The sequence below is a fragment of the Serratia sp. PGPR-27 genome (assembly GCF_022678525.1).
Taxonomy (GTDB): Bacteria; Pseudomonadota; Gammaproteobacteria; order Enterobacterales; family Enterobacteriaceae; genus Serratia; species Serratia nematodiphila.
In genome coordinates, this window is record NZ_JALBYS010000018.1 from 64891 (window position 1) to 85536 (window position 20646).

Annotated in this window: 24 protein-coding genes and 2 pseudogenes; 12 read left to right on the forward strand and 14 right to left on the reverse strand. The window is 58.8% G+C overall.

Annotated features, from left to right (window positions below):
* Positions 1 to 21: 21 nt before the first annotated feature.
* Both pstB and MMS95_RS11940 read left to right on the forward strand, forming a co-directional pair.
* Positions 22 to 834: a phosphate ABC transporter ATP-binding protein PstB gene (gene pstB / locus MMS95_RS11935; protein ID WP_004941613.1), complete on the forward strand. Its 813-nt coding sequence runs from the start codon at positions 22 to 24 to the stop codon at positions 832 to 834.
* Between the two features lie 234 nt (positions 835 to 1068).
* Complete coding sequence (locus tag MMS95_RS11940; RefSeq protein ID WP_242141730.1) at positions 1069 to 1881, forward strand: hypothetical protein; 813 nt, start codon at positions 1069 to 1071, stop codon at positions 1879 to 1881.
* 29 nt (positions 1882 to 1910) lie between these two features.
* Here MMS95_RS11940 and MMS95_RS11945 read toward each other — a convergent pair whose 3' ends face one another.
* From MMS95_RS11945 to purM, 4 genes are all read right to left on the reverse strand, one after another.
* Complete coding sequence (locus tag MMS95_RS11945; protein WP_242141731.1) at positions 1911 to 2126, reverse strand: hypothetical protein; 216 nt, start codon at positions 2124 to 2126, stop codon at positions 1911 to 1913.
* 202 nt (positions 2127 to 2328) lie between these two features.
* Positions 2329 to 2880, reverse strand: coding sequence for a spermidine N1-acetyltransferase (speG, locus tag MMS95_RS11950; RefSeq protein WP_004941631.1), 552 nt, complete (start codon positions 2878 to 2880; stop codon positions 2329 to 2331).
* 113 nt (positions 2881 to 2993) lie between these two features.
* Complete coding sequence (gene purN / locus MMS95_RS11955) at positions 2994 to 3632, reverse strand: phosphoribosylglycinamide formyltransferase (RefSeq protein WP_021504400.1); 639 nt, start codon at positions 3630 to 3632, stop codon at positions 2994 to 2996.
* Positions 3632 to 4669: a phosphoribosylformylglycinamidine cyclo-ligase gene (gene purM, locus MMS95_RS11960; RefSeq protein ID WP_033632401.1), complete on the reverse strand. Its 1038-nt coding sequence runs from the start codon at positions 4667 to 4669 to the stop codon at positions 3632 to 3634. The genes purN and purM overlap by 1 nt, the downstream gene beginning before the upstream one ends.
* A 255-nt stretch (positions 4670 to 4924) precedes the next feature.
* Here purM and upp point away from each other — a divergent pair, with 255 nt between their 5' ends.
* Positions 4925 to 5551, forward strand: coding sequence for a uracil phosphoribosyltransferase (gene upp, locus MMS95_RS11965; RefSeq protein WP_004941642.1), 627 nt, complete (start codon positions 4925 to 4927; stop codon positions 5549 to 5551).
* A gap of 76 nt (positions 5552 to 5627) precedes the next feature.
* Positions 5628 to 6917, forward strand: a complete 1290-nt coding sequence (gene uraA / locus MMS95_RS11970; protein ID WP_004941645.1) for a uracil permease — start codon at positions 5628 to 5630, stop codon at positions 6915 to 6917.
* A 47-nt stretch (positions 6918 to 6964) separates the two neighbouring features.
* On the opposite strand, the gene MMS95_RS11975 is transcribed toward uraA, so the two are convergent.
* Both MMS95_RS11975 and MMS95_RS11980 read right to left on the reverse strand, forming a co-directional pair.
* Positions 6965 to 7213 carry a GlsB/YeaQ/YmgE family stress response membrane protein gene (locus tag MMS95_RS11975; RefSeq protein ID WP_004941647.1) on the reverse strand — a complete coding sequence of 83 codons (249 nt, stop codon included), beginning with the start codon at positions 7211 to 7213 and terminating at the stop codon, positions 6965 to 6967.
* Positions 7214 to 7245: 32 nt separating this feature from the next.
* The gene (locus MMS95_RS11980; protein ID WP_021504397.1) at positions 7246 to 7761 is read right to left on the reverse strand and encodes a hypothetical protein; all 516 of its coding nucleotides are present in this window, start codon (positions 7759 to 7761) and stop codon (positions 7246 to 7248) included.
* Positions 7762 to 8033: 272 nt separating this feature from the next.
* On the opposite strand from MMS95_RS11980, the gene hda reads away from it, so the two are divergent.
* Positions 8034 to 8735: a DnaA inactivator Hda gene (gene hda / locus MMS95_RS11985; RefSeq protein ID WP_025159568.1), complete on the forward strand. Its 702-nt coding sequence runs from the start codon at positions 8034 to 8036 to the stop codon at positions 8733 to 8735.
* 48 nt (positions 8736 to 8783) lie between these two features.
* Here the strand turns inward: hda and arsC are convergent, their stop codons facing one another.
* Positions 8784 to 9137: an arsenate reductase (glutaredoxin) gene (arsC, locus tag MMS95_RS11990; RefSeq protein WP_015378717.1), complete on the reverse strand. Its 354-nt coding sequence runs from the start codon at positions 9135 to 9137 to the stop codon at positions 8784 to 8786.
* 20 nt (positions 9138 to 9157) lie between these two features.
* Positions 9158 to 10627 (reverse strand): M48 family metallopeptidase, encoded by a 1470-nt coding sequence (locus MMS95_RS11995; RefSeq protein ID WP_004941664.1) that lies wholly within the window; start codon positions 10625 to 10627, stop codon positions 9158 to 9160.
* 339 nt (positions 10628 to 10966) lie between these two features.
* Between MMS95_RS11995 and MMS95_RS12000 the strand changes: the two genes are divergently transcribed.
* Entirely contained in the window at positions 10967 to 11506 is a 540-nt protein-coding gene (locus tag MMS95_RS12000; protein WP_015378716.1) for an Rrf2 family transcriptional regulator, read from the forward strand.
* Between the two features lie 164 nt (positions 11507 to 11670).
* A complete protein-coding gene (locus tag MMS95_RS12005; RefSeq protein ID WP_015378715.1) occupies positions 11671 to 12879 on the forward strand; it encodes an FAD-dependent oxidoreductase in 1209 nt (402 codons plus the stop codon).
* Between the two features lie 34 nt (positions 12880 to 12913).
* Here the strand turns inward: MMS95_RS12005 and MMS95_RS12010 are convergent, their stop codons facing one another.
* Positions 12914 to 13375: an Lrp/AsnC family transcriptional regulator gene (locus MMS95_RS12010; RefSeq protein ID WP_004941672.1), complete on the reverse strand. Its 462-nt coding sequence runs from the start codon at positions 13373 to 13375 to the stop codon at positions 12914 to 12916.
* Positions 13376 to 13569: 194 nt separating this feature from the next.
* Here MMS95_RS12010 and MMS95_RS12015 point away from each other — a divergent pair, with 194 nt between their 5' ends.
* Positions 13570 to 14187 carry a LysE family translocator gene (locus MMS95_RS12015; RefSeq protein ID WP_004941674.1) on the forward strand — a complete coding sequence of 206 codons (618 nt, stop codon included), beginning with the start codon at positions 13570 to 13572 and terminating at the stop codon, positions 14185 to 14187.
* A gap of 2 nt (positions 14188 to 14189) precedes the next feature.
* On the opposite strand, the gene MMS95_RS12020 is transcribed toward MMS95_RS12015, so the two are convergent.
* Together MMS95_RS12020 and MMS95_RS12025 are read right to left on the reverse strand one after the other, a co-directional pair.
* On the reverse strand, positions 14190 to 14642 hold the full coding sequence (locus tag MMS95_RS12020; protein ID WP_099982095.1) for a GNAT family N-acetyltransferase: 453 nt from the start codon (positions 14640 to 14642) through the stop codon (positions 14190 to 14192).
* A 43-nt stretch (positions 14643 to 14685) separates the two neighbouring features.
* Positions 14686 to 14973: pseudogene (locus MMS95_RS12025) on the reverse strand (cupin domain-containing protein); the annotation flags it as partial.
* Positions 14974 to 14998: 25 nt separating this feature from the next.
* Here MMS95_RS12025 and MMS95_RS12030 point away from each other — a divergent pair.
* Positions 14999 to 15187 (forward strand): annotated as a pseudogene (locus MMS95_RS12030) (hypothetical protein); the annotation flags it as partial.
* Between the two features lie 6 nt (positions 15188 to 15193).
* Here the strand turns inward: MMS95_RS12030 and MMS95_RS12035 are convergent.
* Positions 15194 to 15409: a hypothetical protein gene (locus tag MMS95_RS12035; protein ID WP_004941687.1), complete on the reverse strand. Its 216-nt coding sequence runs from the start codon at positions 15407 to 15409 to the stop codon at positions 15194 to 15196.
* Positions 15410 to 16261: 852 nt separating this feature from the next.
* On the opposite strand from MMS95_RS12035, the gene MMS95_RS12040 reads away from it, so the two are divergent.
* Positions 16262 to 17338 carry an AI-2E family transporter gene (locus MMS95_RS12040; protein WP_015378710.1) on the forward strand — a complete coding sequence of 359 codons (1077 nt, stop codon included), beginning with the start codon at positions 16262 to 16264 and terminating at the stop codon, positions 17336 to 17338.
* 44 nt (positions 17339 to 17382) lie between these two features.
* Here MMS95_RS12040 and bcp read toward each other — a convergent pair whose 3' ends face one another.
* On the reverse strand, positions 17383 to 17847 hold the full coding sequence (bcp, locus tag MMS95_RS12045; RefSeq protein WP_242141732.1) for a thioredoxin-dependent thiol peroxidase: 465 nt from the start codon (positions 17845 to 17847) through the stop codon (positions 17383 to 17385).
* 2 nt (positions 17848 to 17849) lie between these two features.
* The gene (locus MMS95_RS12050) at positions 17850 to 18419 is read right to left on the reverse strand and encodes a glycine cleavage system transcriptional repressor (protein ID WP_015378708.1); all 570 of its coding nucleotides are present in this window, start codon (positions 18417 to 18419) and stop codon (positions 17850 to 17852) included.
* Between the two features lie 146 nt (positions 18420 to 18565).
* Here MMS95_RS12050 and dapA point away from each other — a divergent pair, with 146 nt between their 5' ends.
* A complete protein-coding gene (dapA, locus tag MMS95_RS12055; protein ID WP_029988781.1) occupies positions 18566 to 19447 on the forward strand; it encodes a 4-hydroxy-tetrahydrodipicolinate synthase in 882 nt (293 codons plus the stop codon).
* A 16-nt stretch (positions 19448 to 19463) separates the two neighbouring features.
* Complete coding sequence (gene bamC, locus MMS95_RS12060) at positions 19464 to 20516, forward strand: outer membrane protein assembly factor BamC (RefSeq protein ID WP_033632406.1); 1053 nt, start codon at positions 19464 to 19466, stop codon at positions 20514 to 20516.
* The last annotated feature ends 130 nt before the right edge of the window (positions 20517 to 20646 follow it).

Below are 20646 nucleotides of genomic sequence, written 5' to 3' on the forward strand. Positions count from 1 at the left end.
GCTATTTTTGGGGAGTGCGTAATGGGTTTGATGACGCCAGGCAGTTTGCCCCGGCTGGATGTCCAGCATCTCGACGATGAACAGACCGCGCTGGCGGTCAACGGCCTGAACCTGTTTTATGGCGACAAACAGGTGCTGCACGATATTTCGCTGCGTATCCCTAAGCACCGGGTGACGGCTTTGATCGGCCCCTCGGGCTGCGGCAAATCGACGCTGCTGCGCTGTTTCAACCGCATGAACGATCTGGTGGACAACTGCCGCATCGAGGGCGAACTGCAGCTGAACGGCGCGGCGATCTCCGGCGCGCAGATCGACGTGGCGGCGCTGCGGCGGCGGGTGGGCATGGTGTTCCAGCGGCCGAACCCGTTCCCGAAATCGATCTATGAAAACGTGGTGTACGGCCTGCGGCTGCAGGGCGTGCGCGACCGGCGTTTGCTGGATGAAGCGGTGGAGCGTTCGCTGCGCGCCGCCGCGCTATGGCATGAGGTAAAAGACCGGCTGCGTGAAAATGCGTTCCGCTTGTCCAGCGGTCAGCAGCAGCGCCTGGTGATTGCGCGCGCCATCGCCATCGAGCCGGAAGTATTGCTGCTCGACGAGCCGACCTCGGCGTTGGATCCGATCTCCACGCTGACCATCGAAGAGCTGATTTCCGCACTCAAGCAGCGCTATAGCGTGGTGCTGGTGACGCACAACATGCAGCAGGCGGCGCGCGTCTCCGACTACACCGCCTTTATTCATCAGGGGCGGCTGGTGGAATACAACGACACCGACGCGATTTTTACCTCGCCGCGCCAGCGCCGCACCGAAGACTATATTACCGGGCGGTATGGGTGAGGGATGAGCGGCGCAAACCGGTGGGTTTACGCCGCTCATTGAATTTAAAGTCCAGCAGATATGGTTCGGTATCGCAATAAAAATCCTTTCATAATTATTTTTCCTACATTATTCATGCTATATAGAGGGTTCTCGATAAAAATCGTACCCTTGGTGATTTTTTAATTCATCATTTCATTTGTTTCTGCGTTTTATCGATGGATTAATAACTGTCTATAAAAGGAAATTATAAGCATGAATATTGATGAGGTTTATATCAAAGAATTATCTCTCCAGTTATTACCCCTACTGATCTCTGGAGTGGCATGGTGGTTTTTACGTTGGTTAAAGGGATATGATTCCCGACGACGTTGCCAGTTTGATAGCGTCAGCGATGTAAAACGCGTGTCCGTCCTGTCACGTATTCAGAAATTGCGGGATGCGCCGCAGAGTGGCATGACGTTGCTGCAAATTAAAGCGCTATATGAAAGTATTGGGATCCGCCTGCCGGTATGGGTGGCGCATCAACTAGTGGACTATTTGGGCTGTGGACCGGTGGCATTGAACGACCTTGCGTTGAACAGTTTCTTGCGTCGTACTTCGCTTACAGCTAGCAAAAATGAAGACAACAAAGTATTTGCCCTTGATGTCAACCAGTTGTGTAAGCAGCGCTTTTTTGTGCTGATATTCTTTGTCGTCAGTGCGTTGGCTATCGCTTACGGTGTCTATACCAGCGTGCTTCCGTTGGGGGCCAGCGAAGCCACTGCCAGTAATATATTTTTGTTTTCATTATTCTTTTTCGCCTATTTGTTCTTGGCGTTGTTCGTTGTGGCTTGGTCGATTAATGAATGGGGATCCCTGCAGCACGCCAAGGCTTTCTGGCTGAAGTGGCAGCCCCACCTGTATCAAAACGAAGCGGAATATCAGGCGCATTGTCAGCATGCGTGCAATGTTGCGGCGCAGGAAAACGTACCTGATATCACTTTGGAGACCGCTGCTGATTTGCCACCGGCCGAAAAGCCACAGCGTGGATGGCTGATGCGTAGGCTGGGCAAGAAAGATAATTAACTTCTAAGCGCCATATCAGAACATGGCTCTTAACGCGTTTTATCGGCGAGCCGCAGCACCACCCCCACCAGCAGCAACGCAGCGCCCGAGGCATAGAGCGGGAACCAGCGCGTCCACCAGAGCGGGGAAAACAGCGGGGTGCTATTGGGATCTGCAGGCGCGTAGCCGCTATAGGCATTCAGGCCGGCGGCGATGGCGATCATCGCCAGGCCGATAAAAAGCAGCAGGTTTGAGACGGTCGTCATGGCATTTTTCCTTTGTAGAGGCAGAGGGTTACTCTTACTATCACTATTAATTATTTTTCGATTAATTATCTTGAGGAATATTATTTGCTTTCGTATTCATCAGATTATTTCCTGACGATAAAATAGCATGCCTTAATACTAGCCACTTATTTCCCAATAAAAAACCCGCCTGGGCGGGTTTTCTCTTTTTTCTCGCGAATTGTCACTTCACCAGCGGCTTATCATTGGGCGTTTTGAACTTCGCCAGATATTGCGGCTGGAAAATGCACATGCGCAACACGGTGCGGTATTCGCCGTTGACGAAGAACTCGTCGATCAGCTCGCCTTCCACGTTGAAGCCCAGCTTGCTGTAGATGTGGATCGCCTTCGGGTTCTCCTTATCGACGATCAGGTACAGCTTGTACAGGTTCAGCACCGAGAAGCCGTAGTCCATCGCCAGCCGGGCGGCGGTGCTGGCATAGCCTTTGCCCTGGTGGGCGGGATCGATGATGATCTGGAATTCTGCGCGGCGGTGGATGTGATCGATCTCCACCAGCTCCACCAGGCCGACCTTGGCGCCTTCGTGCTCGATGATAAAGCGGCGCTCGCTCTGATCGTGGATGTGTTTGTCGTAGAGATCGGAAAGCTCGACAAAGGCTTCGTAGGGTTCTTCAAACCAATAGCGCATAACGCTGGCGTTGTTGTCCATCTGGTGGACGAACGACAGATCGTCCCGTTCCAATGGGCGTAACCTGACGCTGGCAGTGCTGGACATGTGGGCTCCTCTGTGCCGTGAAATTGTGCAAAGTATAACTTCACAGAATGGATGAAGGCGAAAAAAAACGGCGCCGCGTGGGCGCCGTTTAGGCAAGGTTCAGGCTGCGCGCATCAGTCGGCGGCGTGACCCTGCTCAGGCAGGCGTTCGCCGTCCAGCCAGGCGGCGCCATCGCGCATCGCCAGGCGGCCGTCGACGAACCAGCTCACCACCAGCGGATAGATCGTGTGTTCCTGGGTTTGCACCCGTTCAACCACGTCATCCTCTTCATCGTCAGCGAAAATCGGCACCTTGGCCTGCAAAATCACCGGGCCGCCGTCGAGCTGTTCGGTCACGAAGTGCACCGAGGTGCCGTGTTCGCTGTCGCCGTTGTCGATGGCCTGACGATGCGTATGCAGCCCCGGGTATTTCGGCAGCAGGGAAGGGTGGATGTTCAGCATGCGGCCGGCATAACGCTGCACGAACTGCGGGCTGAGGATGCGCATGTAGCCGGCCAGCACCACCAGATCGGGCTGATGTTGGTCGATGGCGTCCGCCAGCGCGGCGTCGAACGCCGTACGATCGGCGTAAGCCTTGGCATCCAGCGCCTGGGCGGCGATGCCCGCCGCTTCGGCGCGCTGCAGGCCGTAAGCCTGCGCCTTGTTGCTGAATACCGCCACGATCTCGGCGGCGATGCGGCCCTGCTGGCAGGCGTCAATCAGCGCCTGGAGATTGCTCCCCTGGCCGGAGACCAACACCACGATCTTTTTCATCAGTTGATGACCACTTGTTGTTCGTCGGAAGAGGCGGTCAGTTTACCGATTTTCCACGCTTTTTCACCTGCCGCGGTCAGCAGCGCGATGGCCGTTTCCACTTCGGCTTCCGGCAGGGCGATGACCATGCCTACGCCGCAGTTGAAGGTGCGGTACATTTCATGACGGCTGACGTTGCCGGCCTGCTGCAGCCAGGTGAACACCGCCGGCCACTGCCAGCTGGCTTCGTCGATCACCGCCTGCATGCCTTCCGGCAGCACGCGCGGAATGTTTTCCCAGAAGCCGCCGCCGGTGAGGTGAGCGATGGCGTGGACGTCCGCCTTCTCGATCAGTTCCAGCACGGACTTCACGTAAATCTTGGTCGGCGCCAGCAGGTGGTCGGCCAGCGGCTTGCCTTCCAGCTGAGTGGCGGTCGGGTCGGTGTTGCTTACTTCCAGGATCTTGCGCACCAGCGAGTAACCGTTGGAGTGCGGGCCGGAAGCGCCCAGGGCGATCAGCGCATCGCCGGACTGCACTTTGCTGCCGTCGATGATCTCGGATTTTTCGACTACGCCGACGCAGAAACCGGCCACGTCGTAATCTTCGCCGTGGTACATGCCCGGCATTTCAGCGGTTTCGCCGCCCACCAGCGCACAGCCGGACTGCTTGCAGCCTTCTGCGATGCCGGTGATCACGCTGGCCGCAGTGTCCACATCCAGCTTGCCGGTGGCGTAGTAGTCGAGGAAGAACAGCGGCTCGGCGCCCTGCACCACCAGATCGTTGACGCACATCGCCACCAGATCGATGCCGATGGTGTCGTGGCGTTTCAGATCCATCGCCAGACGCAGCTTGGTGCCCACGCCGTCGGTACCGGAAACCAGCACCGGCTCGCGGTATTTCTGCGGCAACGCACACAGGGCGCCAAACCCGCCCAGACCGCCCATCACTTCCGGGCGACGGGTCTGTTTAACTACACCTTTGATGCGATCTACCAATGCGTTGCCTGCATCGATATCGACACCTGCGTCTTTATAGCTGAGAGAGGTTTTGTCGGTCACTGCGCGATTCCCCACGACGGTTTGCGGTTTGAAAACTGTGCTTCCGATGTTGATTCCGGAATAAGGCGCGGCAATTCTAACAGCGCAGGCAAACGTTTGCGAGCGGCTTGTGAACCGGCTCCGCTTTTTCGTCATCTATACTGATATTCAAACTTTTGTTGATCCCGATCGGGCTATTGTGGGTGGCGCAGCGAAAAAAAGGAGGTATAATCCCGCGATTTTTTTGGCCGCAACCACCTTAATAGGAGAAAAATGATGAAGATCGTTGAGGTGAAACACCCGCTGGTAAAACACAAGCTTGGCCTGATGCGCGAAAATGACATCAGCACCAAACGCTTCCGTGAGCTGGCCTCAGAAGTGGGTAGTTTACTGACCTATGAAGCGACCGCCGATCTGGAGACGGAAAAAGTCACCATCGAAGGCTGGTGCGGGCCAGTTGAAGTGGACCAGATCAAAGGGAAAAAGATTACCGTAGTGCCAATCCTGCGTGCCGGTCTGGGCATGATGGAAGGGGTGCTGGAGCACGTGCCGAGCGCGCGCATCAGCGTGGTGGGCGTATACCGCGACGAAGAAACCCTGGAGCCGGTGCCGTACTTCCAGAAGCTGGTTTCCAACATCGAAGAGCGCATGGCGCTGGTCGTCGACCCGATGCTGGCCACCGGCGGTTCGATGATCGCCACTATCGATCTGCTGAAGAAAGCCGGCTGTCACAGCATCAAGGTGCTGGTTCTGGTCGCGGCGCCGGAAGGCATCGCCGCACTGGAGAAAGCGCACCCGGACGTTGAACTGTACACCGCTTCCATCGATCAGTGTCTGAACGACAAGGGCTACATCGTGCCTGGCCTGGGCGATGCGGGCGACAAGATATTTGGTACCAAGTAAACATTTGAGCCGACTTAATGAGTCGGCTTTTTTTTGACTAAAACCTATAAAACCAATAAACCGAGGAAAAACACACATGACCCGTCGCGCCATCGGCGTCAGCGAGCGCCCGCCGCTGCTCCAGACCATTCCGCTCAGCTTCCAGCACTTGTTCGCCATGTTTGGCGCCACCGTGCTGGTGCCTATCCTGTTCAAGATCAACCCGGCGACCGTGCTGCTGTTCAACGGCATCGGCACGCTGCTGTATCTGTTCATCTGTAAAGGCAAGATCCCGGCCTACCTCGGTTCCAGCTTCGCGTTTATCTCGCCGGTGCTGCTGCTGTTGCCGCTCGGTTATGAAGTGGCGTTAGGCGGTTTCATCATGTGCGGCGTGCTGTTCTGCCTGGTGGCGCTGATCGTGAAAAAGGCAGGCACCGGCTGGCTGGACGTGATGTTCCCGCCGGCGGCGATGGGGGCGATCGTCGCCGTCATTGGCCTGGAGTTGGCGGGCGTGGCGGCCAACATGGCGGGGCTGCTGCCGGCGGAAGGCGCCAGCGCCGACTCGACCACCATCACCATTTCGCTGGTGACGCTGGCGGTCACGGTGCTCGGTTCAGTGCTGTTCCGCGGCTTCCTGGCGATTATCCCAATCCTGATCGGCGTGCTGGTGGGCTATGCGCTGTCGTTCTTCATGGGCGTGGTGGATTTGACCCCGATCCGCGAGGCGCACTGGTTCGCGCTGCCGACCTTCTACACCCCACGCTTTGAGTGGTTCGCCATCTTCACCATTCTGCCGGCGGCGCTGGTGGTGATCGCCGAGCACGTTGGCCACCTGGTGGTGACCGCCAACATTGTGAAAAAAGACCTGATCCGCGATCCGGGCCTGCACCGCTCGATGTTCGCCAACGGCATCTCGACGGTATTCTCCGGTTTCTTCGGCTCCACGCCGAACACCACCTACGGTGAGAACATCGGCGTGATGGCCATCACCAAGGTCTACAGCACCTGGGTGATCGGCGGCGCGGCGGTGCTGGCGATCCTGTTGTCCTGCATCGGCAAGCTGGCGGCGGCGATCCAGGCGGTGCCGGTGCCGGTGATGGGCGGCGTTTCCCTGCTGCTGTACGGCGTGATCGGCGCCTCGGGCATTCGCGTGTTGATCGAGTCCAAAGTGGATTACAACAAAGCGCAAAACCTGATTTTAACCTCGGTGATCCTGATTATCGGCGTGAGCGGCGCCAAGGTGCACATCGGCGCGGCGGAGCTGAAAGGCATGGCGCTGGCGACCATCGTCGGCATTGGCTTGAGCCTGCTGTTCAAGGTCATCAGCCTGTTCCGCAAGGAAGAAGAGGTGCTCGACGCGCCGGACGAACCGGCAGAGCAGAAGTAACGAAAAGGGCAGCCCAGGGGCTGCCCTTTTGACTGATGGCATTCGCCTCAGCTGCGAATTTTGCGGTACACGAACAGCACCACGATGGCGCCGATAACCGCCACCACGAAGCTGCCGAAGTTGAAGCCGTCAACCTTGCCGTAGCCGAAGAAGGTGCTGATATAGCCGCCGACCACGGCACCGACGATCCCCAGCACAACGGTCAGGATAAAGCCGCCGCCGTCTTTGCCGGGCATGATCCACTTAGCCAAAATACCGGCGATCAGGCCGAAGATAATCCAGGAAATAATCCCCATTTACTGCTCCTTACTTTATTGCTGAGTATGGCTTATTGCTGGGCGGCAGGTTGCGTATTGCCGTTCACCGCCGCATCGGTTTCTTGTTTCAACTCTTGCGCTTTGTTTTCGGCGCTGTTCTTGATGGCTTCGGTCTTGGCCTTGGCCTGCTCGGTCAAATCGTTGGCGCCGTTGATGGCGTCGTTCTTGATGGCCTTGGCCTGATCCACCAACTGCTGGCTCTGCTTGCCGGCGTCATCTTTGATCGCGGCGGCCTTGGCCTTGGCGTCGTTGGTGATGGCGTCCGCTTGCTTGGCGGCTTCATCTTTAATCGCCGAAGCTTTGTCCTTCAGCTGGTCAGCCTGCGTGGCGGCCTCTTTTTTGATTTCATCCGCCGTCGCTTTCGCCTTGTCCGTCAGATCGTCCGCTTTTTTCTGGGCAGCATCTTTCATCTGCTCGGCGCTGTCTTTGGCTTTATCCAGGTTGGCGTCAACCTTGGACGAGTCATCACAGCCGGCAACCAACAACCCGATAAAGGAGGCCAACAGCACTTTATTCCATACTTTCATCGTCTATATCCTTGCAGAAACCTTGTTGATGGTGATTGCGTTTAGCCTACCTATACTAGGCCAGATTTGGCTTAAATGACAAATTTAACCTGCGCAGGCATGGGGTTAGGGAATGATATCGGATAATTCTTGCCTTGGCGGGAGCCGCAGCCAATCAAGCGGCGCTTAGGCATTGTTCACTATTGCGGCATAAGATCCTGCCGGTTCAACAGCGCCCGTTTTCTGTGTTAAACTGCCCACGTTTTTCTGCCAGTTTTGGTTGAGGTGCTTCTCTGAATACGCCGGCACAGCTTTCACTGCCACTTTATCTTCCCGATGATGAAACTTTCGCCAGTTTTTATCCGGGCGAGAACCCATCCCTATTAGCCGCGATCCAATCCGCCGTCCGTCAGGAACATGGCAGCTATATCTATTTCTGGTCGCGTGAAGGCGGCGGGCGCAGCCATTTGCTGCATGCGGCCTGCGCCGAGCTTTCGCAGAAGGGGGAAGCGGTGGGCTATGTGCCGCTCGACAAGCGCGCTTACTTCGTGCCTGAAGTATTGGACGGCATGGAACAGCTGGCGCTGGTCTGCATCGACAATATCGAATGCATCGCCGGCGACGAAGAGTGGGAGATGGCGATCTTCAACCTTTACAACCGCATCCTGGAAACCGGCCGCACCCGTTTGTTCATCACCGGGGATCGCCCGCCGCGTCAGCTGAACCTGCGTTTACCGGATCTGGCTTCGCGTCTGGACTGGGGGCAGATCTACAAGCTGCAGCCGCTGTCGGACGAAGAGAAGCTGCTGGCGCTGCAGCTGCGCGGCAAACTGCGCGGCTTCGAGCTGCCGGAAGACGTGGGCCGCTTCCTGCTGAAGCGGCTGGATCGCGAGATGCGCACGCTGTTTATGACCCTCGATCAGCTCGATCGCGCCTCGATCACCGCCCAACGCAAGCTGACCATCCCGTTCGTTAAAGAGATCCTGGGGCTGTAGCCGCTACCGTAAAAGAAAGGGCGCAATAGTCCGCGCCCGAATTCGAATTTACAAAATCTCCAGCACCTGCTCCGGCGGCCGGCCGATGCGCGCCTTGCTGCCTTTCACCACGATCGGGCGTTCGATCAGTTTCGGGTTCGCCGTCATCGCCGCCAGCAGTTGCTCTTCGCTCAGGCTGTCGTCCGCCAGCTTCAATTCCTTGTACAGATCTTCTTTTTTGCGCATCAGATCGCGCGCCGATGTGAAGCCCAGTTCTTTCAATAGTTTTTTCAGCTCATCGACCGTAGGGGGCGTATCGAGGTACAGCACTACCTTGGGATCGACACCGTGCTGCTCCAGCAGCGCCAGGGTTTCACGGCTCTTGGAGCAGCGCGGGTTATGGTAAATCGTGACGTTTTTCATGGCGTTCATTCCTTGTTGAATCAGCTGCGCTGGTATTGGCGGAAGCGCTGTTGCAGTTGGCGCAGCTGGTCGATGCGCGCATCGTAGCGCGCCTGTTTCAGGCTGCCGAGTTTCTGCAGCGAGCTGGCATTGCTGAGCAGGCCGATGGCCTGATCGAGCCGGCCGGTCAGCGCCAGGCTTTCGGCGCGGGCCGACAGCTCTTCATCGCGCAGCCCCTGAGCGGCGCTGGCCTGCGCCAGCAGATCCCAGCCGTTCGGATCGTCCGGATGGGCAAAGGTGTAGCGGTTCAGGATCTTCGACGCCTGCGCCGGCTGGTTGCCTTCGACATAGGCGTTGGCCAGATTGAGCTGCAGCACCGGGTTGTTGTTCTGGGCGGCGTTGGCCGCCTGCAGGCGGGCGATGGCCTGCGGCGCGCGTTTCTGACCGAGATCGATGTCGGTCATCAGGTCGATCAGCCAGACGTTTTTCGCATCCTGCGCCAGCATCGGCTGAATGATGTTGCGCGCGTCGTCGTATTTTTTCGCTTCATAGAACAGAATGGCGCGGCCGTATTTGGCGGCCGCCTGTTCGCGCACGTTGCCCTTGCTGAGTGAGCCGAGCAGCTCTTCGTTCAGGCCGTAGCCTTCCGAGCTGTACATGCCCAGGGCGCGCACCTTGGCCATCAGGTAGTCCTGCGAAGACTGCACGATGTGTTTCGGCATCTGGTTGGCGCGGTTGCGCGCGTCGGAGAGGCGGCTGTCCGGCAACGGGTGCGTCAGCAGCATTTCCGGCGGCTTGGAGGCGTAGCGCGACTGATCCGAGAGTTTCTGCAGGAAGTCGGGCATGGCTTCCGGATCGAAACCGGCGCGCTGCAGCACCTGAATGCCGATGCGGTCGGCTTCCTGTTCGTTCGATTGGGTAAAGCTGATCATGCCTTGCTGGGTGCCGGCCATGGTGCCGCTCAGCGCCGCCATGCCCATGGTCGGGTTGGCCATCGCCAGCAGAATGGAACCGAGTGCGCCCACCCAGGTCAGCGGGGCGTTGCGCTGCTGATCTTCCATGGCGCGCGCCAGGTGGCGCTGGGTGACGTGCGAGATTTCGTGCGCCAGCACCGAGGCCAGCTGGCTTTCGTTGTCGCTGACGCGGAACAGGGCGGAATGCAGCACCACGTTGCCGCCGAAGAAGGCGAAGGCGTTGATTTCGTCGTTGCGCACCAGATAGAAATGGAACGGCGTGCGCACCGAATAGGCGCTGGCCACCAGCCGGTTGCCCAGCTGATTGATGTACTGGCTCAGCAGCGGATCGTTGATCAGCGGGGCGCTGGCGCGCAGTTGGCGCACATAGAAATCGCCCATCGCCAGCTCTTGTCCGATGCTCAGGGTGCCGCCGGCGGAGGTGCCCATATCCGGCAACTGGTCCTGGCTTTCCGCCTGTGCTGGCGCCAGGGCGGTGGCGTTCAGCGTGCTGAGCAGCAGCACCGCTAACGCGGTTTTGGTCAACCGGTTGGTCATAGTCAGGCGTTTCCCTTAAATAATCATTTCTAAGACGTCAGCAGCAGACAAGAGTTCTTTATTCCCGCGGCGCAATCCGCGCGAAAGTGCGGCGGCTCACAAACCGCGGCGGCGGCACCCATCACATCATAGTCAGCCGCAGGCGACAAGGAAACGTTAGCCGAGCGCGAATCGAGCAAAAAAGTTTTATTTTTCATTTTGAAGGGCGCTTTTTCGTCGCTGGCGACATGCATTTTGAATTGAACGCGGACAAAGTTGATCCGTGTTTTATTGACAGGATAAACGCAGACTCATATAGTCTGCGTTATTGAAGATTCACTGACGGTCGAAAACGGACATATGGCGTACATCACAACCAGCGTTGAATATGGCATCCACTGTCTGCTGTGGCTGGTCGGCGATAACCAGCGCGCGCTCAGCAGCCGCGAACTCGCCGAGCTGCAGGGCATCTCCCCCAGCTTTCTGGCCAAGATTTTTCCCAAGCTGGAAAAGGCGGGGATCGTCGCCGCCAGCGAAGGGGTGCGCGGCGGTTACCGGCTGGCCCGTCCGGCGGACGAGATCAGTTTTCTGGAAATTATCGACGCCATCGAGGGGCACAAGCCGCTGTTCGATTGCCAGGAGGTGCGCGGGCGCTGTGCGGTGTTCGATGATTCCCCGCCGGATTGGGCGGTCTCCGGCAAATGCGCTATCCATGCGGTGATGCTGCAGGCGGAGAAGGCGATGCGCGACGCACTGGCGGCGCAGACCCTCGGCGACGTCGCGGCCCGCTTTGGCCGCAAAGCGCCGCAAGGCTTCTTCGGTGAGGTCAACCTCTGGCTCGACGAACGCATGACGGAACGCACCGCGCGCAGCGGCAAAACGGCGCGCGCCAAGACCTAAGCTCCGCCTTTCCTTAAAGAAAGCAAACACACTTATTCCCGCCTCCTCGGAAGGGGCGGGCGGGCCTTCTGCACCCTGCTACGGGAGCGGAACGGCATCGTTCATCCGAAAAAACTGCGGGCACGCCTTATCGCCCGGTTAACCCTGTATGAAGGAGTCATCTCATGACGCAAAAAATAGTGATTGCCGGTTCCGGTTTTGCCGGTTTTTGGGCCGCCGTGTCCGCCATGCGCGCCATTACCCTCGCCGGTAAGCATGACGATATCGAGGTGCTCATGGTCTCGCCGACCCCAACGGTCACCATCCGCCCGCGCCTGTATGAAGCGGTGTTGGAAAACATGAACCCGGACATTTCCGCGCAGCTCGCCGCCGTTGGCGTGCGGCACCTGGCCGGGGTTGTTGAGCGTATCGATGCCGCTGCTAAAACGCTCACGGTGGCGCCGACGGCGGGGGAACCCCTTGAGTTGGCCTACGATCGTTTGGTGTGGGCCACCGGCAGCCGGCTGTCCGTGCCTGCGGTGCCGGGCTTTGCCGAATACGGTTTCAACGTCGATACGCTGGAAAGCGCTCAGCGTTTGGGCGCCCATATCAATGCGCTGGCGGCCAAACCTTCGACGCCTGCGCGCAACACTGCCGTGGTAGTGGGCGCGGGGCTGACCGGGCTGGAGAGCGCGGCGGAGATGCCGCAGCGGCTGCGGGATGCGCTGGGCAAAGACGAGAACGTGCGCGTGGTGATCGTCGATACCGCGCCGGAAGTAGGCGCGGGGATGGGGGCAGAGCCGGGGGCGGTGATACGCCAGGCGTTGGCGGAGTGCGGCGTGGAAGCGCGGGCCGGCCTGCGCGTCTCGGCCATCGACGCTGAGGGAGTGATGCTGTCGAACGGTGAGCGTATCGCTGCCAACACGGTGATCCTGGCGGCGGGCGTGCGGGCGCATCCGCTGACCGAGCAGATCCCTGGCGAGCGCGACGGCAGCGGCCGGGTGATCGGCGATGCCTTCCTGCGCGCGCCGGCGGCGGCGGGCATTTTCGTGACCGGCGATACGGTGAAGGCGGCGACCGACGATCTCGGTAATCACAACCTGATGACCTGCCAGCATGCGATGAGCCTTGGCCGCGTGGCCGGCCACAATGCGGCGGCGGAGCTGGCGGGGTTGCCGACGCATCCGTACAGCCAGCCGAAGTATGTGACCTGCCTGGATTTGGGGCCCTGGGGCGCGCTCTATACCGAAGGCTGGCAGCGCCAGGTGCGCTTTACCCGCCAGGAAGGCAAAAAGATTAAGCAGGAGATCAACACGCAGTGGATTTATCCGCCGGCGGCGGATCGCGAGGCGCTGTTCGCCATCGCCAATCCGGATTTCGTGATTGTGCCTTAAGGTCGTCAAAACGGGAGCGGCAACGTTCCCGTCCTCATTTTCCCAACGGCAGGAACGAGCGTTCCGGCACCACGGTTTTCATCACCAGCGTGGAGCTCAGGCGTTGCACGCCCGGCAGGGCGGAGAGCTTCTCGTCGTAAAGTTGCTGGAAGGCGGGCAGATCGCGGGCGATAACGTGCAGCAGATAGTCGGGATCGCCAAACAACCGCTGTGCCTGCACCACCTGCGGAATGTCCACCATGGCGTTTTCGAAGGTTTCAACGGCGCGGCGATCGCCTTCGCGCATGGTGACGAACACCAGGGCGGAAAAGTTATAGCCCAGGCTGCCGGGATCGAGTTGGGCGCGGTAACCCCTGATCACCCCGGACTCCTCTAATGCCCGCACCCGGCGGTGACAGGGAGACACGCTCAAACCGATCCGCTCGGCCAGCTCGGTCACCGACAACCGGCCGTCGGCCTGCAGTTCAGCAAGAATCTTGCGATCAATCTTATCCATTTGGAAAAATTTCCCCGTTTATGCCGATTCCAGGCAAGTAATTGAAAGCACATTTTAACGTCATGAGGATATTCTTGCCATCTGTTGAACGGTTTTGACGGCCACCGCGGCAGGCGGAGGCCGTTCTTCTTCCACGAGGAAAGCGCAATGGTTCTCTGTTCGGTGTGGCGCGGTGCGTTTGAGAGGGCGCCGGCATGACGCTCGCTCTGTTCGCCGCGTTTTGGGCGGTGTCGATTTTGTTGGTGATCACGCCGGGTATGGATTGGGCCTATGTGATCTCGGCGGGTATTCGCGGCCGCGTGGTGGTACCCGCCGTCGCCGGTTTGCTGTTTGGCCATTTGTTGATGATTGCGATCGTGGTGGCGGGTGTCGGCGCGCTGCTGGTCGGCAACCCGCTGGCGCTGACGGCGCTCACCCTGTTGGGGGCGGCTTACCTCTTGTGGATCGGTTTCAACATGCTGTTGCACCCGCCGGTGCCCGGCGCCGGTGAAGATCAGCGTTCCGATTCCTGGCTGCGCTGGGCCGGCAAAGGCGTGTGCGTCAGCGGGCTGAACCCCAAGGTGTTTCTGCTGTTTCTGGCGCTGCTGCCACAATTTACCGACGCCCGAGCCGAATGGTCGGTGCCGATGCAGATGCTGGCGTTGGGCGTCGTGCATTTGATCAGCTGCGGCCTGGTGTATCTGCTGGTAGGGTTTGGTTCGCAGTCGGTGCTGCGCACGCGTCCGCAGGCCGCGAAGGTGGTGGGGCGCATCTCCGGCGCGGCGATGATCGTCATCGCCCTCGGGCTGCTGGCCGAGCAGGCGCTGAAATAGCATTACCGTCGGTAGATGTCCGGCCGGGCGATCTGCCAGACAAAGTCGGGGCGGTTGATGGCCGAATAGCCCACTTTCTCATAGAGCCAGGGGGCGGTGCTGGTGACCAGCATGACTCGCCTCAGCGTCGCCATCAGCGGATGGGCCTGGCAACATTCCGCCAGCCACAGACCCAATCCGCTTTTTTGATGCGTCTCCAACACGTACACGTCGCACAGATAGCCGAAAGTGGCGTAATCGGTGACCAGCCGGGCGAAACCGATTTGCCTGGCGCCGTGATACAAACCGAAGCACAGACTGTGGGCGAGCGACTGGCGGACGGTCTCCTTGTCAATGCCCTCTGCCCATGACGAACGGGTCAGAAACGCATGAATAGCATCGAGATCCAGCAGAACGGGATCGGTGCTGACGAGATAGTCCGCACGCCGCCACTCCAGTGGGGCAGGGGGTGTCATGATGGCTCTTCTCCTGTGCAAGCGTTCAGGTCAGGGCCGCCGTTCAGGCGTGCAGTTCGGCGACCGTCATGGTGAAAATCAGCGTGTCTTCGCCTTCGTTGGCGTACCGATGCGGGCCGTCCGTTTTGGCGACCGCCGAACAGCCCGGCGCAATCCTGAGCTCGGTCTGTTCGACGGCAAGGCTCAAGACGCCTCGCTCAACGTGCAGCAGCTCGAAGGTGCCCGTCGGGTGGCCGCCCGATGCATAGGCTTTCCCCGGCGCCATTTCCCACCGCCACAGTTCTATCATGTTCGGGCCTTGGGTGCCCGCGAGCAAACGTGCCAAGCCGCCGCGAGCTTGCACAGGATGGCGATGCTGGGATTGGCGCCAGGGGGGCAGAACCCGGTTGAGCGCCGAGGCCGAGCGGATGTGGTTCATCCTGGAGAGCCTGCCGGCGATGCCGTTGGCGGCGCTGCACGAGGCGGGCGACGAATTGATTGCCGGTTTACGGCAAATGATGCCCGGCGTCACGGTAGAGCAACGGCTCATCGGCAGCGCCTCGTAACAGGCGTCAGCACTGGCGGCGGACCAAACCGGTGATCAAATCCAGCGCGTCGTCCGCCGCCGCGATTTCGCTTTCGCTGAGCGCCTGCCGTTCGATGAAGCTCTCGATGGCTTCCAGCAGGGAGAAGATGCTGATTTCATCTCCTATCTTGACGACTTCGCAAACGCCACGCCCGATCGCCAGACAGATGGCTTCATCAAATTCACACGGTTTGCTGTTCATTTTTCCCCCTACGGCATTTGGGATTATATCGGCCATGCTACCGGTTTTTTCCCGGTGGCTGTCTGACGAAAATCCCATTTTTTCGTTGATGCTGACGGGCGCACGATCGCGGGCATTGGCGAAATTCTGATTTCCTCACCGTGGCCAAATTTCCCTTGTGACCACCGTGCCGGCGCGGTATTGTCGCCAAATGACGACAATACCGCCTCATTGTCCGCATAAAAAATTCATGACGTTATCATCCCTTCATCCCGCTGCCGTGCGGGATTTTTTTATGAGGTTTATCTCAAAGTGCGGATAACCTCGACGCGATCGCTTGCCATGTTCTGGGAATAATCCTAGCTTGAAATAGTCATTTAGGGTTAGCAATCCCTCATGACCTCCTTGTAACACTTGATGCACCAGAACGTTTTCTCCCCCGCTTAGGCGGGGGTTTTTAATGACGTGCATCGGAAAAGGCCGTGAACGTAGAACCGACAGAGTTCGTGACGATAACCAGTTTAAGCATCAGGGGACGGGACAATGAAAAATGATCTGGCGGCGGCGATCGCGATTGGCTGTGTGTTGTTGTTCGCATTGGCGGTCGGTTCGCCCCTTTCTGTCGCTACTTCGCTGTAATCTTCCGCGGCCCCGTTCGGGGCCGCTCATCGAGCCAGTCGCCGCGTCTGCGGATTTTTGCGTCGATCGTCTGCCCGTGCGATAAAATCAGCCAGATCGCTGTTGATGTATGGCGAACTTTGAGTACTCTGAGTGCTTTGCACATCCCGCGTGCGCCCGTTCTATCTATGCTTTAATCAGGCCCATCACAGGAATCGCCATGCCCGCCCGCCAAATCTCAAGGAGCCCGCTCTGATGCTGGAGATGTTATTACAGTGGTACCGCCGCCGCTTCACCGATCCTCAGGCCATCGCGCTGCTGGTGATCCTGGTTGCCGGGTTCCTTATTCTCTATTTTTTGCACGGCATTCTGACCCCGTTGCTGGTTGCCATCGTGCTGGCGTATCTGCTCGAGTGGCCGACCGCGCGCCTGCAGCGCATCGGCTGTTCGCGCACCTGGGCGGCGAGCATCATGCTGCTGGTGTTCTCGGGCGTCGCCATGCTGCTGGTGTTCGTCGTCGCGCCGACCGCCTGGCAGCAAGGCATCAATCTGATGAGCGATCTGCCGGGCATGCTCAATCAGTTCTATAACTTCGCCGCGACGCTGCCGAAGCGTTATCCGGCGCTGGTGGATGCCGGCATCATCGACATGATGGCGGAAAACCTGCGCAGCCGGTTGTCCGGCATGGGCGAATCGGTGGTGAAATTCTCGCTGGCGTCGCTGGTCGGCCTGCTGACGTTGGCTATCTATCTGATCCTGGTGCCGATGATGATGTTCTTCCTGCTGAAGGACAAAGAACAGCTGCTGAACGCGGTGCGCCGCGTGCTGCCGCGCAATCGCGGCCTGGCGGGGCAAGTCTGGAACGAGATGAATCAGCAGATCACCAACTACATTCGCGGCAAAGTGCTGGAGATGGTGATTGTCGGCGTGGCGACTTACCTGGTGTTCGCCGTGCTGGACATGCGCTACTCGCTGCTGCTGGCGGTGCTGGTGGGGTTCTCGGTGCTGATCCCCTACATCGGCGCGGTGCTGGTCACCATACCGGTGGTGGTGGTGGCGCTGTTCCAGTGGGGCGTCGGCGCCGATTTCTGGACGCTGATCGTCGCCTACCTGGTGGTGCAGGGGCTGGACGGCAACCTGTTGGTGCCCATTTTGTTCTCCGAAGCGGTCAACCTGCATCCGCTGGTGATTATCCTGTCGGTGATCGTGTTCGGCGGGATGTGGGGCTTTTGGGGCGTGTTTTTCGCCATACCGCTGGCGACGCTGGTGAAGGCGGTGATCCATGCCTGGCCGGATGAACTGCGGGTCGAGGTGGAAGACAAGGCCGACTGACAGGGAAGAAACGAAGCGCAGCAGGCCGCTGCGCTTCGTGAGAATTACTGCTGCAGGTAGTTCAGAACGATGTCGTGGTGATTGGTGGTTTTGAAATCATCAAACACTTTTTCAATCTTGCCGTTGGCATCGAGCAGGAAGCTGATGCGGTGAATGCCGTCGTAGGTCTTGCCCATGAAGGTTTTCTCGCCCCACACGCCAAACTGTTGTGACACCTGATGATCTTCATCAGACAACAGCGTGAAGTTGAGCAGCTCCTTTTCGGCGAAGCGCGACAGTTTTTCCGGTTTGTCGGTGCTGATGCCCAGCACTTCGACGCCGACCTTTTTTAATTCGTCCATGTTGTCCCGCAGGCCGCAGGCTTGCACGGTGCAGCCCGGCGTCATCGCCTTCGGATAGAAATAGACCAATACTCGCTGTCCCTGGAAGTCGGCCAAATTAATTTCCTCACCGTCCTGGTCAGGCAAACTAAATTTCGGCGCTGTGTCACCGGCTTTCAATGGGCTCATCACTACTCTCCATCTTTCTCGTCATGCTGTGGATAGTTCACCACGCTAATACTGCCTTGCGCGTTCAATTCTGTACATAGGCGATGGAAGGCTTGCTCAATATTTGAGGCGTCCCGATCGCCGGAGCTGTGGGCGGTAATTTGGATATACAGCTGCGGCGGCAGGTCGCCGTCCGCCGGCTGTGTGCGCGAGACCAGTTCGGCGATATTCATCTGGCTGGAGTCGAACAGATCGGTAAAGCGTTCGATGATGTGCGGCGAGTCCTTCACTTCCACCTGCACCCACACCGTGGCCGGCATCGGCGGCCTTTCGTGCGAGTTTGTGCGCTTCATCACGATCAGCAGATCCAGCTCCGCGCCTTTTTGCGGCAGGGTGGATTCGATCAGGGTGATGGCGTTCCAACTGCCGGACAGCAGCATGATGAACGTGAACTCCTCTCCCAGCATGGCCAGACGGCTATCTTCGATATTGCATCCGCAACTGCTGACGTGGCGGGTGATGGTATTGACGATTCCGGGGCGGTCGGCGCCGAGCGCGGTAATCACGAGATAGTGTTCGTCTGACTGAGGCAAAATAGCGCTTCCTGTCGTGCTTAATGGGGTTACCATGGTAAACATAAAAAAAACCGCCTGCCAAGCGCTTACAACGCGGTTGTGCGCTTGCTTTTGGATAGGCAGCAAAAGTACCATGAGTGACTTGTTTGTGGAGGGGACGGCCAATGTTTACGGGAAGTATTGTTGCACTGGTTACGCCGATGGACGACAAAGGTGCTGTCGATCGCGCGAGCCTGAAAAAATTGATCGATTATCATGTAGCCAGTGGCACCGCGGCGATCGTTTCCGTAGGGACCACCGGCGAGTCCGCAACGCTTGCCCATGACGAGCACGTTGACGTGGTGCTGCAGACGCTGGAGTTGGCCGACGGCCGCATTCCGGTGATCGCCGGCACCGGCGCCAACGCCACCGCCGAAGCCATCGCGCTCACCACCCGCTTCGCCAACACCGGCGTGGTGGGCTGCCTGACGGTAACGCCGTACTACAATAAGCCGACGCAGGAAGGGCTGTATCAGCACTTCAAGGCGATCGCCGAGAGCACCGAACTGCCGCAGATCCTGTATAACGTGCCTTCGCGCACCGGCTGCGACATGCTGCCGCCGACCATCGCTCGGCTGGCGAAAATCAAGAATATTGTTGCTGTAAAAGAAGCGACGGGGAACTTAAGTCGCGTTAGTCAGATCCAAGTGCTGGTTGACGATGAAGATTTCATTTTGCTGAGCGGCGACGACGCCAGCGGGCTGGACTTCATGCAACTGGGCGGCAAAGGGGTGATCTCCGTGACGGCCAACGTGGCCGCGCGCGAGATGGCGCAACTTTGCGCGCTGGCGGCGCAGGGCAAATTTGCCGAAGCGCGCCGCTTAAATCAGCGCTTGATGCCGTTGCATCAGGATCTATTTGTAGAAGCAAACCCAATTCCGGTGAAGTGGGCCTGTAAGGCGTTGGGATTGATGGCAACCGATACGCTGCGTCTGCCGATGACGCCGTTGAGCGAAGCCGCCCGCCCGGTGGTGGAGCGCGCGCTGAAAAGCGTCGGTTTGCTGTAACTCTAAGGGAAATTTGATGGCTTATTCATTGCAAAAGTCGACGGTAGCAAAAGTAGTGGGCATCTCATTGGTGATGATGCTGGCAGCCTGCAGCAGCGATCAGCGCTACAAGCGCCAGGTCAGCGGCGACGAGGCCTACCTCGACGCGGCTCCGCTCAAGGCGCTGAACGCGCCGTCCGGCATGATCCTGCCGGTGCAGAGCGGCAACTATGACGTGCCGGCCACAACGGTGCAAGGCAACGTCGGCAAGCAGCTGGACATTCGTCCGCCGGTGCAGCCGTTGGCGCTGCTGAGCGGTTCACGCGCGCAATACGCCGGCGACAGCGGCACGCTGCTGCTGGAAAACAGCCCGCAGAACCAGAACCTGTGGTCGCGCGTCGTCAGCCTGCTGCAGGCGAAGAACATCGCGATCGCTTCCCGTCAGGACGCCGGTCAAACCCTGACCACCGACTGGGTGAAGTGGAACCGTCTGGACGAAGACAACCAGTACGAAGGCCGTTATCAGATCAGCGTGCAGCAGCAGGGCTACCAGCAGGCGCTGGTGGTGAAAAGCGTTGGCCTGCAGCAGCAGGGCAAGACCGAACAGGTGACCGATCAGTCTGAGATCCAGCGCTACAACGGCATGATGATCAACACCCTGATCGAAGGTCTGGACAAGCAGGACAATCTGGCGAGCAGCCAGACCGCCAGCCGCTTCGGCGCGCTGGACGTGCAGAGCGGCGCCGATGATACCGGCCTGCCGATGCTGGTGGTGCGCGGCCCGTACACCGTGGTGTGGGATCGCCTGCCGCCGGCGCTCGAAAAACTGGGGATGAAAGTGGGTGACCGCAGCCGTCCGCAGGGCACCGTCGCCGTGACCTACAAGTCCCTGAGCAGCAGCGATTGGGATGCGTTGGGCGTCAAGGATCCTGAGCTGGCGGAAGGGGATTACAAGCTGCAGGTCGGCGATCTCAACAACCGCACCAGCCTGCAATTCATCGATCCGAAAGGCAAACCGCTCACCCAGTCGAAAAACGACGCACTGGTGGCGGCATTCCAGTCTGCCTTCAGCAAAACCAGCGTTAACTAATCAAAAAGGGGCTTCGGCCCCTTTTTGTTTTGTCTATACGGTATCGTTTGCGTCGCAGGTTTGGCACAATAGTGTCCGGCACGCCAAAGAATTCATTAGGTCAATTCTATACCCCCTAATTTCGGGCTGC

Excerpts from the sequence above, each read along its gene's own strand:
- MMS95_RS11995 (WP_004941664.1), bottom strand. The coding sequence starts at position 10,627 with ATGACCAACCGGTTGACCAAAACCGCGTTAGCGGTGCTGCTGCTCAGC.
- MMS95_RS12040 (WP_015378710.1), top strand. The coding sequence starts at position 16,262 with ATGCTGGAGATGTTATTACAGTGGTACCGCCGCCGCTTCACCGATCCT.
- arsC (WP_015378717.1), bottom strand. The coding sequence starts at position 9,137 with ATGAAAAACGTCACGATTTACCATAACCCGCGCTGCTCCAAGAGCCGT.
- purN (WP_021504400.1), bottom strand. The coding sequence starts at position 3,632 with ATGAAAAAGATCGTGGTGTTGGTCTCCGGCCAGGGGAGCAATCTCCAG.
- dapA (WP_029988781.1), top strand. The coding sequence starts at position 18,566 with ATGTTTACGGGAAGTATTGTTGCACTGGTTACGCCGATGGACGACAAA.
- bamC (WP_033632406.1), top strand. The coding sequence starts at position 19,464 with ATGGCTTATTCATTGCAAAAGTCGACGGTAGCAAAAGTAGTGGGCATC.
- MMS95_RS11945 (WP_242141731.1), bottom strand. The coding sequence starts at position 2,126 with ATGACGACCGTCTCAAACCTGCTGCTTTTTATCGGCCTGGCGATGATC.
- MMS95_RS12010 (WP_004941672.1), bottom strand. The coding sequence starts at position 13,375 with ATGGATAAGATTGATCGCAAGATTCTTGCTGAACTGCAGGCCGACGGC.
- MMS95_RS12015 (WP_004941674.1), top strand. The coding sequence starts at position 13,570 with ATGACGCTCGCTCTGTTCGCCGCGTTTTGGGCGGTGTCGATTTTGTTG.
- bcp (WP_242141732.1), bottom strand. The coding sequence starts at position 17,847 with ATGAGCCCATTGAAAGCCGGTGACACAGCGCCGAAATTTAGTTTGCCT.
- MMS95_RS12020 (WP_099982095.1), bottom strand. The coding sequence starts at position 14,642 with ATGACACCCCCTGCCCCACTGGAGTGGCGGCGTGCGGACTATCTCGTC.
- MMS95_RS11975 (WP_004941647.1), bottom strand. The coding sequence starts at position 7,213 with ATGGGGATTATTTCCTGGATTATCTTCGGCCTGATCGCCGGTATTTTG.
- speG (WP_004941631.1), bottom strand. The coding sequence starts at position 2,880 with ATGTCCAGCACTGCCAGCGTCAGGTTACGCCCATTGGAACGGGACGAT.
- MMS95_RS12035 (WP_004941687.1), bottom strand. The coding sequence starts at position 15,409 with ATGAACAGCAAACCGTGTGAATTTGATGAAGCCATCTGTCTGGCGATC.
- MMS95_RS12000 (WP_015378716.1), top strand. The coding sequence starts at position 10,967 with ATGGCGTACATCACAACCAGCGTTGAATATGGCATCCACTGTCTGCTG.
- MMS95_RS11940 (WP_242141730.1), top strand. The coding sequence starts at position 1,069 with ATGAATATTGATGAGGTTTATATCAAAGAATTATCTCTCCAGTTATTA.
- MMS95_RS11980 (WP_021504397.1), bottom strand. The coding sequence starts at position 7,761 with ATGAAAGTATGGAATAAAGTGCTGTTGGCCTCCTTTATCGGGTTGTTG.
- uraA (WP_004941645.1), top strand. The coding sequence starts at position 5,628 with ATGACCCGTCGCGCCATCGGCGTCAGCGAGCGCCCGCCGCTGCTCCAG.
- MMS95_RS12005 (WP_015378715.1), top strand. The coding sequence starts at position 11,671 with ATGACGCAAAAAATAGTGATTGCCGGTTCCGGTTTTGCCGGTTTTTGG.
- pstB (WP_004941613.1), top strand. The coding sequence starts at position 22 with ATGGGTTTGATGACGCCAGGCAGTTTGCCCCGGCTGGATGTCCAGCAT.
- upp (WP_004941642.1), top strand. The coding sequence starts at position 4,925 with ATGAAGATCGTTGAGGTGAAACACCCGCTGGTAAAACACAAGCTTGGC.